The sequence below is a fragment of the Pseudomonas sp. B21128 genome (assembly GCF_044218865.1).
Taxonomy (GTDB): Bacteria; Pseudomonadota; Gammaproteobacteria; order Pseudomonadales; family Pseudomonadaceae; genus Aquipseudomonas; species Aquipseudomonas iridis.
Map to the genome: position 1 here is coordinate 1,488,332 of NZ_CP162590.1, position 12,305 is coordinate 1,500,636.

Annotated in this window: 12 protein-coding genes; 8 read left to right on the plus strand and 4 right to left on the minus strand. The window is 59.8% G+C overall.

All coding sequences use genetic code 11. The features are described from left to right. The first annotated feature begins 65 nt into the window (after nt 1-65). The gene (locus AB4P91_RS06505) at nt 66-311 is read left to right on the plus strand and encodes a DUF1127 domain-containing protein (RefSeq protein WP_047304150.1); all 246 of its coding nucleotides are present in this window, start codon (nt 66-68) and stop codon (nt 309-311) included. Between the two features lie 126 nt (nt 312-437). On the opposite strand, the gene AB4P91_RS06510 is transcribed toward AB4P91_RS06505, so the two are convergent. Next, on the minus strand, nt 438-1,748 hold the full coding sequence (locus tag AB4P91_RS06510; protein WP_150688323.1) for an FAD-binding oxidoreductase: 1,311 nt from the start codon (nt 1,746-1,748) through the stop codon (nt 438-440). Between the two features lie 146 nt (nt 1,749-1,894). Between AB4P91_RS06510 and AB4P91_RS06515 the strand changes: the two genes are divergently transcribed. Then, nucleotides 1,895-2,248 (plus strand): YkgJ family cysteine cluster protein, encoded by a 354-nt coding sequence (locus AB4P91_RS06515; RefSeq protein WP_395604511.1) that lies wholly within the window; start codon nt 1,895-1,897, stop codon nt 2,246-2,248. A gap of 144 nt (nt 2,249-2,392) precedes the next feature. On the opposite strand, the gene AB4P91_RS06520 is transcribed toward AB4P91_RS06515, so the two are convergent. After that, the gene (locus AB4P91_RS06520) at nt 2,393-2,881 is read right to left on the minus strand and encodes an Lrp/AsnC ligand binding domain-containing protein (protein WP_003206849.1); all 489 of its coding nucleotides are present in this window, start codon (nt 2,879-2,881) and stop codon (nt 2,393-2,395) included. A gap of 155 nt (nt 2,882-3,036) precedes the next feature. On the opposite strand from AB4P91_RS06520, the gene dadA reads away from it, so the two are divergent. The 6 genes from dadA to AB4P91_RS06550 all read left to right on the plus strand — a co-directional run bounded on the left by dadA (nt 3,037) and on the right by AB4P91_RS06550 (nt 9,384). Next, nucleotides 3,037-4,341: a D-amino acid dehydrogenase gene (gene dadA, locus AB4P91_RS06525; RefSeq protein WP_150593461.1), complete on the plus strand. Its 1,305-nt coding sequence runs from the start codon at nt 3,037-3,039 to the stop codon at nt 4,339-4,341. Continuing rightward, nucleotides 4,313-4,666, plus strand: a complete 354-nt coding sequence (locus AB4P91_RS06530) for a RidA family protein (protein WP_038359209.1) — start codon at nt 4,313-4,315, stop codon at nt 4,664-4,666. The genes dadA and AB4P91_RS06530 overlap by 29 nt, the downstream gene beginning before the upstream one ends. 95 nt (nt 4,667-4,761) lie before the next feature. Next, nucleotides 4,762-5,835, plus strand: coding sequence for an alanine racemase (gene alr, locus AB4P91_RS06535; RefSeq protein ID WP_150593463.1), 1,074 nt, complete (start codon nt 4,762-4,764; stop codon nt 5,833-5,835). Nucleotides 5,836-5,923: 88 nt separating this feature from the next. Then, a complete protein-coding gene (locus AB4P91_RS06540; RefSeq protein WP_025112726.1) occupies nt 5,924-6,472 on the plus strand; it encodes a cupin domain-containing protein in 549 nt (182 codons plus the stop codon). Between the two features lie 182 nt (nt 6,473-6,654). Beyond that, nucleotides 6,655-7,068 (plus strand): cytochrome c5 family protein, encoded by a 414-nt coding sequence (locus AB4P91_RS06545; RefSeq protein ID WP_150593750.1) that lies wholly within the window; start codon nt 6,655-6,657, stop codon nt 7,066-7,068. A gap of 393 nt (nt 7,069-7,461) precedes the next feature. Further along, nucleotides 7,462-9,384 carry an acetyl-CoA hydrolase/transferase C-terminal domain-containing protein gene (locus tag AB4P91_RS06550; RefSeq protein ID WP_395604512.1) on the plus strand — a complete coding sequence of 641 codons (1,923 nt, stop codon included), beginning with the start codon at nt 7,462-7,464 and terminating at the stop codon, nt 9,382-9,384. Nucleotides 9,385-9,524: 140 nt separating this feature from the next. Here AB4P91_RS06550 and AB4P91_RS06555 read toward each other — a convergent pair whose 3' ends face one another. Further along, entirely contained in the window at nt 9,525-10,097 is a 573-nt protein-coding gene (locus tag AB4P91_RS06555; RefSeq protein WP_042561733.1) for a xanthine phosphoribosyltransferase, read from the minus strand. A 54-nt stretch (nt 10,098-10,151) separates the two neighbouring features. Next, nucleotides 10,152-12,161 carry a DNA helicase Rep gene (gene rep / locus AB4P91_RS06560; protein WP_042561732.1) on the minus strand — a complete coding sequence of 670 codons (2,010 nt, stop codon included), beginning with the start codon at nt 12,159-12,161 and terminating at the stop codon, nt 10,152-10,154. Nucleotides 12,162-12,305 lie beyond the last annotated feature (144 nt).

Sequence of the window (12,305 nt, forward strand, 5' to 3'; positions counted from 1 at the left end):
TAATGCTTTTGCCGGCCCGCGCATCATGGAATCTCTGGCTACCCAAGTAAACAGGAGCGACAAAAATGAACGGCTTGAGCGATGTGCGGCTGACGTTACACAGTCAGGAACTGGAGGCAGGGCAGGAGGACAGTGCATGGAACAGCGCCATGCGCAACGCACCGTCCGGCCTAAGTCGCTGGGGCCTGTTCTGGCATCGTCTGCACACGCGCAAGGCATTGCTGAACATGACAAACGATCAGCTCAAGGATGTCGGGTTGTCGCGCGAGCAGGCGCTGGAGGAGGGTTTGAAGCCGTTCTGGCGGATCTGAAGGGTTGTGGTGCGCTTTCGGGCCCCATCGCTGGCAAGCCAGCTCCCACAGGTTTTTGGGTGAACACAAATATCGTGAACACCCATGATCATTGTGGGAGCTGGCTTCAGGTTCGCAGCAATGCCCTCAGACCAACTCTTTGAGGCGATGCCACAACATCCCCAGCGCCAACAAAGGCGAGCGCAAATGCTTGCCGCCGGGGAAGGTGATGTGCGGCACTTTGGCGAACAGATCAAACCCGCCGCCGTGCTGCCCGCTGATCGCTTCGGCCAGCAACTTGCCCGCGAGGTGCGTGGCATTCACGCCGTGCCCCGAATACGCCTGGGCGTAATACACATTCGGCTGATCCGCGAGCCGGCCGATCTGCGGTAAACGGTTGGCGCCGATGCCGATCATCCCGCCCCACTGATAATCGATTTTCACCCCGGCCAACTGCGGAAATACTTCAAGCATCTTCGGCTGCATGTACGCGCCGATGTCCTTCGGGTCGCGCCCCGAGTAATGGCAGGCACCGCCGAACAGCAAGCGGCGATCCGCCGAGAGCCGGTAGTAATCCAGCGCCACACGTTGGTCGCAGACCGCCATGTTTTGCGGCAGCAGCTGCTGAGCCAATTGTTCGCTCAACGGCTCGGTGGCGATGATGTAGCTGCCGGCGGGCAACACTTTGCCGCTGAGCTGCGCATTGAGGTTGTTCAGATAGGCGTTGCAGCCCAGCACCAGGGTCTTGGCGCGAACGGAACCCTGGGCGGTATGTACGCGGACTTGCGGGCCGTAATCGATGCGTGTGACGGCCGACTGCTCGAACAGTCTGACGCCCAGTTGCTGCGCTGCTGCGGCTTCGCCCAACGCCAGATTCAGCGGGTGCAGATGGCCGGAACCCATGTCGATCAAACCACCGATGTAGCGTTTGGAGCCGACCACGGTGTGCATTTCATTGGCTTGCAGCAGTCGGGTTTCGTGTCGATAACCGAGGCTGCGCAGTTCTTCGGCATCTTCGGCAAAGCCTTCGAGGTCCGACGGCTTGTTGGCGAGGTCGCAATAGCCCCAGGTCAGATCGCAGGCAATCTGAAAACGCTCGACGCGCTGACGGACAATTTCCACGGCTTCCAGGCCCATGAGTTTCATCTGCCGCACGCCATCGGCGCCGATCACGTTTGTGAACTGATCAAGACCATGGCCAACCCCGCGAATCAGTTGCCCGCCATTGCGACCGCTGGCGCCCCAGCCGATCTTGTGCGCTTCCAGCAACACCACGCTGAGGCCGCGTTCGGCCAGTTCCAGCGCGGTGTTCAGCCCGGAAAAGCCACCGCCGACCACGCACACGTCCGCAATCACCTCGCCTTGCAGCAACGGATGGTCCGGTTGCGGCAGGCTGCTGGCGGCGTAATAAGAGGCGGCGTGAGGTTGGCTCGCGGAGGTGTGGGCGCGGGCAGTCATGGGCGTCATCCTGAGCGGGGTGTCGAGAAAATTTGACGGAGCATAAGCCGCACGTGCGAAGTCGGGCAACACTGGTCGGCCTGCGGTGTCTGGATCACGGCTTTTGCGGCACAATTGCCGCCTACTCCACGTCGGTCGATGTTTCGATGAGCTGCAACAGCGAGAAAATCCGCACCCTGCGTCAGCAGATCCCCACGTTCGAGTGCGTGCCGGGTTGCCACGACTGCTGTGGGCCCGTGACCACCTCGCCCGAAGAGATGGCGCGCCTGCCGCGCAAGACCCGCGCCGAACAGGATGCGGCGATGGACGAGCTGAACTGCGTGCACCTTGGGCCGAATGGCTGCACGGTGTACGTCGAACGGCCGCTGATTTGCCGGTTGTTTGGTACGACGAAGACGTTGCCGTGTCCGAATGGGCGCGGGCCGGTGGAACTCATTCATCCCCGCGCTGAAAAGCAAATCTTCGAATACATGGCGGCGAATCGGCAGGTGTTGGTCTAACAGGTTCGCTTCGAACCGAGTTGACGCCATCGCTGGCAAGCCAGCTCCCACAGGTTTTCTGGGTGAACACAAGTATCGTGAGCACCCATGATCACTGTGGGAGCTGGCTTTGCGAGCGATGGGCCAGGTCAGACGCCACACATATCAATCCGGGATCGGCAAGTTCAAGCTTTCCTTAACCTCTTCCATCACGATATAGCTCTTCGATTCACGCACATGCGGCAGCTTCAACAGAATGTCGCCGAGCAGCTTGCGGTAAGAGGCCATCTCGGAAATCCGCGCCTTCACCAGATAGTCGAAATCCCCTGACACCAGGTGACACTCCAGCACGTGGGGCAACTTCAGCACCGCGCGTCTGAACTCTTCGAAAGTGTCGCCGGATTTGTAGTCGAGGCTGATCTCGACGAACACCAGCAAGCTACCCTTCAAGTGCTGCGGATTCAGCCGGGCGTTGTAGCCCATGATGATTCCCTCGCGCTCCAGACGCCGCACCCGCTCGGTGCACGGCGTGGTGGAGAGGCCGACCTTTTCCCCGAGTTCGGTAAAGGAAATCCGTCCGTCCGCCTGCAGGATCCGCAAAATGTTGCGGTCGATCTTGTCCAGCTCACGTTTGGTCTGAGTGTTGGTACGCATAGGGGATGCGCCTCCGTGAAAAGGGTTTTTGCCGAGAATTGTCGCCAAATATAGGCGCTTATACAGTGAAAAGCACTGGCAAATCTTTCTTACACTGCGCGCATCATTGCTCTAACAACAGACGTACGCGGCACGCCGCGATGAGGGATACAAAAATGCGCGTTATGGTCTTGGGTAGCGGCGTCATCGGTACCGCCAGTGCTTACTATCTGGCCCGTGCCGGGTTTGAAGTGGTGGTGGTGGACCGGCAGCCAGCCGCCGCCATGGAGACCAGTTTCGCCAACGCCGGGCAGGTGTCGCCGGGCTATGCCTCGCCGTGGGCAGCGCCGGGCGTGCCGCTCAAGGCCATCAAGTGGCTGTTGCAACGCCACGCGCCACTGGCGATCAAGGCCACCGCTGACATCGACCAGTACTTGTGGATGGCGCAGATGCTGCGCAACTGCACCGCCAATCGTTACGCGGTGAACAAGGAGCGCATGGTGCGTCTGTCCGAGTACAGTCGCGACTGCCTCGACGAATTGCGCGCCGAAACAGGCATTGCCTACGAGGGTCGCAGCCTCGGTACGACTCAACTGTTCCGCACCCAGGCGCAACTCGATAACGCCGCCAAAGACATCGCCGTGCTGAAAGAATCCGGCGTGCCGTTTGAACTCCTTGACCGCGCCGGCATTGCCCGCGTCGAGCCGGCCCTGGCGGGCGTTACCGATATTCTCGCCGGTGCCCTGCGCCTGCCGAACGACCAGACCGGCGACTGCCAGATCTTCACCACGCGTCTCGCCGAAATGGCGGTGCAACTGGGTGTGGAATTCCGCTTCGGCCAAGACATCCAGAAACTCGACTTCGCCGGTGATCGCATCAACGGCGTGTGGATCGACGGCAAGCTGGAAACCGCCGACCGCTACGTGCTGGCCCTCGGCAGCTACTCGCCGCAACTGCTCAAGCCGCTGGGCATCAAGGCGCCGGTTTATCCGCTCAAGGGTTACTCGCTGACCGTGCCGATCACCAACCCGGCAATGGCCCCGACTTCGACCATTCTTGACGAGACCTACAAGGTCGCGATCACCCGTTTCGATAACCGCATCCGCGTCGGCGGCATGGCCGAGATCGCCGGTTTTGACCTGTCTTTGAACCCGCGTCGGCGCGAAACCCTGGAGATGATCGTCAACGACCTTTATCCTCAGGGAGGCAATCTCGCCGAGGCGAGCTTCTGGACCGGCCTGCGTCCGACCACTCCGGACGGCACGCCGATCGTGGGCGCGACGCCGTTCAAGAACCTGTTCCTCAACACGGGTCACGGCACGCTTGGGTGGACCATGGCGTGCGGGTCCGGTCGTTTGCTGGCCGACCTGATGGCGAAGAAAAAGCCGCAAATCAGCGCCGAAGGCCTCGATATTTCCCGTTACGGCAACAAAATTCAGGAGTCCGCAAAACATGGCAATCCAGCGCCAGCTCACCAATGAGCGCATGAGTCAGATCGTCAGCCATAACGGCACTGTGTATCTGGCCGGGCAGGTCGGCGACGACTTCGACGCCGGAATTGAACAGCAGACCCGCGATGTGCTCGCCAACATCGAGCGCTTGCTGGATCTGGCGGGCACTGACAAGCAGCATCTGCTGTCGGCGACCATCTACCTCAACGACATCGAGGCACACTTTGCCGGGATGAACTCGGTGTGGGATCAGTGGCTGCCCAAAGGTGCTGCCCCGGCCCGTGCCACCGTCGAAGCGAAGATGGCCAAACCGAGCATCCTGGTTGAGATCTCCATCGTCGCCGCACTGCCGTAATACGTTGTAAAGATCCCTCTCCCGGCGCTGTTGGCGGTTCCCGCCGTCAGCCAGCGCCGGTTTTTATTCCCCTGACCGCCTAGAAGTCTGCCGCCATGCGTCCAGCCCGTGCCCTGATCGACCTCCAAGCCCTGCGTCACAACTACCGAATCGCCCGTGAAGTCACCAGCGCCAAGGCGCTCGCGGTGATCAAGGCGGATGCCTACGGCCATGGCGCGGTGCGTTGCGCCCAGGCGCTGGAAGGAGAGGCCGACGGTTTTGCCGTTGCTTGCATCGAAGAGGCTCTGGAGCTGCGCGCCGCCGGCATTCGTGCGCCGGTGCTGTTGCTTGAAGGCTTTTTTGAAGCCGATGAGCTGGCGTTGATCGTCGAGCATGATTTCTGGTGCGTGGTGCATTCGCTGTGGCAGCTCGAAGCAATTGAACAGGCCGCGCTGAGCAAGCCGATCACCGTGTGGCTGAAGCTTGATTCGGGCATGCATCGCGTCGGCCTGCATCCCAAGGACTACCCGGCCGCCTATCAACGCCTGCTGGCCAGCGGCAAAGTGGCGAAGATCGTCTTGATGAGCCACTTCGCCCGCGCCGACGAACTGCACGAGCAGAGCAGCGCCGATCAGGTCGCCGTGTTCGAAGCCGCGCGGCAGGGGCTCGCCGCCGAAGTCAGTCTGCGCAACTCGCCAGCCGTGCTCGGTTGGCCACAGATTCACAGCGACTGGGTGCGCCCGGGGATCATGCTCTACGGCGCCACGCCGTTCGAAGAATCCCACACCGTGGCCGGGCGTCTGCTGCCGGTGATGACCCTCGAATCGAAAGTCATCTGCGTGCGTGAGTTGCCGGCCGGCGAACCTGTTGGTTACGGCGCCAAGTTCATCACCGACAAACCGATGCGCATTGGCGTGGTTGCCATGGGTTACGCCGATGGTTACCCGCGTCAGGCGCCGACCGGCACGCCGGTTTTGGTCGCGGGCAAACGCAGCCGCATCATCGGCCGGGTATCGATGGACATGCTCTGCATCGACCTCACCGATGTGCCAGAAGCCGGATTGGGTTCGACCGTCGAGCTGTGGGGCAGAAACATCCTCGCCAGCGAAGTGGCGCAGTGGGCCGGTACCATTCCCTACCAGATTTTCTGCAACCTGCGTCGAGTGCCAAGGCTCTATTCCGAGGGTTGAGGGCGCTACAGAGCCCACGTGTTGTAAATACTGAACGCTGTCGCCATGATAACGCTCAATATTTCTACAACATCAGGAGGCTTAAGCCTTGGACGTCGGTGAACGACTGCAATCGATCCGCAAGCTCAAAGGGCTTTCCCAGCGTGAACTCGCCAAGCGCGCGGGCGTCACCAACAGCACCATTTCGATGATCGAAAAGAACAGTGTCAGCCCTTCGATCAGTTCGCTGAGGAAGGTTCTGGGCGGGATTCCCATGTCCATGGTCGAATTCTTTTCCGAAGAGATCCTGCAGGAAATACCGACCCAGATCGTTTACAAAGCCAACGAGCTGATCGACATTTCCGACGGCGCCGTGACCATGAAGCTGGTCGGTCGCGCGCACCCTAGCCGGGCCATCGCGTTTCTCAACGAAATCTACCCGCCGGGCGCCGACACCGGCGAAGAAATGCTCACCCACGAGGGCGAGGAAACCGGGATCTTGGTGGAGGGTCGTCTGGAATTGGTGGTGGGTCTTGAAACTTTTATTCTCGAAGCCGGCGACAGCTACTACTTTGAAAGTACCAAGCCGCATCGTTTTCGTAATCCGTTCGACTTGCCTGCGCGACTAATCAGCGCAGCGACGCCGGCGAATTTTTAAACAAAGAGGCGCCAAGCCATAACGGCAAAGGCATCCGAACAGTTTTTCCACAGCGCGGTATAACCCCTTCGACTATGGGGTTGTTTCAGTGTAGCGGGCTAACCGCTATACTTGCGCCCGCCTGCGAACCGTGGCCGCAGGCGTGAATAGCCACCATTGAGGGTGAACGCGTGAACCTAATTATGAAAATGCTGGCTGCACCAGCAACCGTACTGGCCCTCTGGGCTGTCAGCGCTCAAGCTGCGACGAACGACGACATTGCCAAACGCCTTGAGCCCGTCGGCCAGGTGTGTGTGCAAGGTCAGGAATGCAAAGGGATGGAAGTGGCAGCGACTGCCGGTGGTGGTGATGCCAAGACTCCCGATTCAATCATTGCCAAGCATTGCAACGCTTGTCACGGCACCGGCCTGTTGGGCGCGCCGAAAATTGGTGACACCGCAGCGTGGAAAGAACGCGCCGATCACCAGGGCGGCCTCGACGGCATCCTGGCCAAGGCGATCACCGGCATCAACGCCATGCCGCCGAAAGGTACCTGCGCGGATTGCTCGGATGCCGATCTGAAAGGTGCAATCGAGAAGATGTCCGGCCTGAAGTAGGGCGTACTGCTGATGAAAAAAACCGTCTTCGGACGGTTTTTTTGTGTCTGCGATTCAAGAGCCCTCACCCCAGCCCTCTCCCAGAGGGAGAGGGGGCCGACCGAGGTGTCTGGCGTCCGACATCGACCTGAAAGACTTCATCGATTATGGATTCGGCACAACCTCTTTCACGTCGATTACGAATTCGGTAGAGCACTTTCAGGTCGATGTAACTTCAAAGTATCCCCCAATCAGTCCCCTCTACCTCCGGGAGAGGGCCAGGGTGAGGGGCAAAAATCTCAAGTCAAAAAAGCATTTCAAAAACAGCACGCAATCACTCAGAGGCTATCCATTGCAGCAATCTCAAGGCAATCTCGGTCTACCCCTATCAACGGAACGGGCGGGAGGCTTCAGATGGTGCAGTTGTGTTCGATCGAACAGGCAGTGGATGACGTGCTGGCGCGGTTGCCGGCGCATATCCACATGGGCCTGCCGCTGGGGTTGGGCAAACCCAATCACTTCGTCAACGCGTTGTACCGGCGCGTCAAAGGGCTGCCCGATCGGCAACTGACGATTTACACGGCGCTGTGTCTGGGCCGTCCGAGTCTGGGCGACGGTTTGCAGAAGCGCTTTATCGAGCCCTTCGTCGAGCGCGTCTTCGGTGACTACCCGGAATTCGATTTTCTCGCCGATCTGCACCGCGACAGCCTGCCCGCCAACATCCGCATTCAGCAGTTCTTCATGCAGCCCGGCAGCCTGCTCAATAGCGCGCCGGCCCAGCAGGATTACGTCAGCAGCAACTACAGCCATGCCGCCCGTGACATCAACGCCGCCGGTCTGAACCTGGTGGCGCAACTGCTGGCCAGCAGCAGCGAACATCCGGATCGTTTGAGCCTGAGCTGCAACCCGGACATCACCCTCGACCTGTTACCGATGATCGCCAAGCGCCGGGTCGCCGGGGAGACGATTTTGTTGGTCGGTCAGGTACACACCGAGCTGCCGTACATGCCCGGCGACGCCGAGGTTGATATCGACACGTTCGACTTGCTGGTCGATGAGAAGGACAGCAGCACGCTGTTTTCCACCCCGAACATGCCCGTCGGTTTTCAGGATCACTTCATTGGCCTGCATGCCAGTGTGTTGGTGCGCGACGGCGGCACGTTGCAGATCGGCATTGGCTCGATGGGCGATGCGCTGACCGCCGCACTGTTGGCGCGTCAGGCCGATAACTCGGGTTATCAAGCCTTGCTCGCGGATGTAAACCTCAGCCAGTGGGCGCAATTGATTGAGCGCGAGGGCGGGACGGGGCCGTTCGCCAAAGGCCTGTACGGTTGCAGCGAAATGTTCGTCAACGGCCTGTTGGTGCTGGCGGATGCCGGGATTATCCGGCGCAAGGTTTACCCGGATGTGCCAACGCAAGAACAAGCCATCGCCGGCACGCTTGATGAAGCGGCGCAGACTGACGGCATCTCGGTGCATGGCGGCTTCTTCCTTGGCCCCCGCAGTTTCTACGAGCGCCTGCGTGAATTGCCGCAGAGCAAGCGCCTCGAATTCAACATGACCCGTATCAGCTACATCAACGAGTTGTACGGGCAGGAAGAGCTCAAGCGGCTGCAACGCCTTGATGCGCGTTTCATCAACACGGTGTTCAACATGACGTTGCTCGGAGCCGGTGTGGCCGATCAACTGGAAGACGGTCGGGTGCTCAGCGGCGTCGGCGGGCAGTACAACTTTGTCGCCCAGGGTCATGCCCTCCAAGGTGCGCGATCGATGCTGATTCTGCGCAGCTGGCGCGAGTCCGGCGGTGAGGTGAATTCGAACATCGTCTGGGATTACGGTCACTGCACCATCCCGCGGCACCTGCGCGACATAGTGGTCACCGAGTACGGCATCGCCGATCTGCGCGGCAAAACCGATGCGGCCGTGATCGAAGCGCTGCTGAATATCAGCGACTCACGCTTCCAGCCGGGACTGATCGAACAAGCGCAGAAGGTCGGCAAATTGCCGAAGGATTTCCGTATTGATCCGCGCTTTGCCGACAACACGCCAGAGCGTTTGCAGGCAATTGCCGCACGCCATCCGAATCTGTTTCCGGAATATCCGTTGGGCTGTGATTTCACAGCGATCGAGCGGGATCTGTTGCGGGCGTTGAACTGGCTGAAGAGCAAGTTCAAGCTGACCGAGATTCTGGAGCTGGGCAAGGCAGCGCTGGATGCCCCGCAGGCTTCGCTGTATCCGGAGCATCTGGAGCGGATGCAACTGGCGAACCCGGAAGGCTTGAAAGAGGACCTGTTCCAGCGATTACTGCTCACCGGCCTCAAAGCCACCGCGCAATAGGCACCGACCCAGAAACCATTGTGGGAGCTGGCTTGCCAGCGATGGCGGTGTTTCAGCAAACATCAATGTTGGCTGACAGGGCCTCATCGCTGGCAAGCCAGCTCCCACAGGTATCAGGGTGTGCTTGCGGCTTTCAGCAGTTACTCGATGAAGGTTACAACGCCATCCTTCAGCGATTGCACGCGAGCCAGCGACTCAACGCGATAGCCCTGCGAATCCAGTTCGGCACGGCCGCCCTGGAACGACTTCTCGATGACGATGCCCAGACCGGCGACGGTGGCGCCAGCCTGTTTGATGATCGAGATCAGCGCCTGGGATGCCTTACCGTTGGCCAGGAAGTCGTCGATGATCAGCACGCGGTCGCTGCTGGTCAGGTGACGCGGGGAGATGGCCACGGTGCTTTCAGTCTTCTTGGTGAACGAGTAAACGGTCGCCGACAGCAGGTTTTCAGTCAGGGTCAGGGACTGTTGTTTGCGGGCGAAGATCACCGGCACGCCAAGGTTCAGCCCGGTCATGATCGCCGGGGCAATGCCCGAGGCTTCGATGGTGACGATCTTGGTGATGCCCGAGTCCTTGAACAACGAGGCGAATTCGTCGCCGATCAGCTTCATCAGGGCCGGGTCGATCTGGTGGTTCAGAAAGGCGTCGACTTTCAGGACCTGATCGGAAAGCACGATGCCTTCTTCGCGAATTTTCTTGTGCAGTGCTTCCATGAAGCTTTTCCTCTATTGGCGCACGCGCGCCCTAATCTTGAAAAGTGGTCAATTCTAGCGCTTTAACATCGCGCGTATATCAGCCAATGCGCTGTTGCCACGCACGGCTTTGACTTCGGTCGGTGTATCGTCGTTGCCTTCCCAGGCCAGATCGTCCGGCGGCAGTTCATCAAGGAAGCGGCTAGGCGCGCAATCGATGATCTCGCCGTACTGTTTGCGCTTGGCGGCGAAGGTGAAGGCCAGGGTCTGGCGGGCGCGGGTGATGCCCACGTAAGCCAGGCGGCGCTCCTCTTCAATGGTGTCGGCTTCGATGCTGGAGCGGTGCGGAAGAATTTCCTCTTCCATGCCCATGATGAACACGTAGGGGAATTCCAGTCCCTTGGACGCATGCAGGGTCATCATCTGTACACCTTCGGCGCCGTCCTCTTCTTCCTGCTGACGTTCCAGCATGTCGCGCAGGACCAGTTTGCCGATGGCGTCCTCGACGGTCATTTCGCCTTCCTCGTCCTTCTCAAGGGTGTTTTTCAACGCCTCGATCAGGAACCAGACGTTGCTCATCCGGTAGTCCGCCGCCTTGTCGCTGGAGCTGTTGGTGCGCAGCCAGTTCTCGTAGTCGATGTCCATGACCATGCTGCGCAGGGCGGAGATCGGGTCCTCGCCGGCGCATTGCTCGCGCACTTTGTCCATGAAGCGCTTGAAGCGCGACAGGCGATCGGTGAAGCGGCTGTCCAGATGTTCGCCCAGGCCGATTTCATCGGTGGCGGCGTACATCGAGATCTTGCGTTCGGTGGCGTAGTTGCCGAGTTTTTCCAGCGTGGTCGAACCGATCTCGCGGCGCGGCACGTTGATCACCCGCAAGAAGGCGTTGTCGTCGTCCGGGTTCACGATCAGGCGGAAGTAGGCCATCAGGTCCTTTACTTCCTGGCGGCCGAAGAAGCTGTTGCCGCCGCTCAGGCGATACGGCACCTGATGGTGCTGCAGTTTCAGCTCGATCAGCTTGGCCTGATAGTTACCGCGATAGAGGATGGCGAAATCGCTGTACGGGCGGTCGGTGCGCAGGTGCAGGCTGAGGATTTCCATGGCCACGCGCTCGGCTTCGGCGTCCTCGTTGCGGCAGCGGATCACGCGGATCTCGTCGCCGTGGCCCATCTCACTCCACAGCTGTTTTTCGAATTCGTGCGGGTTGTTCGAGATCAGTACGTTGGCGCAGCGCAGGATGCGGCTGGTGGAGCGGTAGTTCTGCTCGAGCATCACCACTTTCAGCGACGGATAGTCATCCTTGAGCAGCATCAGGTTTTCCGGCCGCGCGCCGCGCCAGGCGTAGATCGACTGGTCGTCGTCGCCTACCACGGTGAACTGATTGCGCGTGCCGATGAGCAGTTTTACCAGCAGATACTGGCTGGCGTTGGTGTCCTGATATTCGTCCACCAGCAGGTAGCGGACCTTGTTCTGCCACTTTTCGAGGATGTCGGCGTTGTCCTGGAACAGCTTCACCGGCAGCAGGATCAGGTCGTCGAAGTCCACTGCGTTGAACGCTTTGAGCGTACGCTGATAGTGGGTGTAGACGATGGCGGCGGTCTGTTCCTTGGGATTGCGCGCGTTTTCCAGCGCTTCGGCCGGCAGGATCAGGTCGTTTTTCCACGAGCCGATCATGTTCTTGATCTCGTCGACGCCGTCGTCGCCCGCGTATTCCTTTTGCATGATGTCAGTCATGAGGGACTTGACGTCGGTCTCGTCGAAGATCGAGAAGCCCGGTTTGTAGCCCAGCCGCACGTGTTCCTTGCGGATGATGTTCAGGCCCAGGTTGTGGAATGTACACACGGTCAGGCCACGGCCCTCGCCACCCTTGAGCAGGCTGCCGACCCGCTCCTTCATCTCGCGCGCAGCCTTGTTGGTAAAGGTCATGGCGACGATGTACTGGGCGCGGATACCGCAGTTCTGGATCAGGTGCGCGATTTTGCGCGTGATCACGCTGGTTTTGCCGGAGCCAGCGCCGGCGAGCACCAAAAGAGGGCCGCCGACGTAGCTCACGGCTTCTTGCTGCCGGGGATTGAGTCGGGACATACGAAAATTCGGGAGTCGTTGACGAAATGGGCCGGCATTTTAACAGGCTCAGCGATTTGTGCTGCTCTGTCCGACTTGTGACGCACCACGCGATTCAAATTTGCCGGTTTTGTTACTTTCACGCAGGATGCATGGTGATTTTGC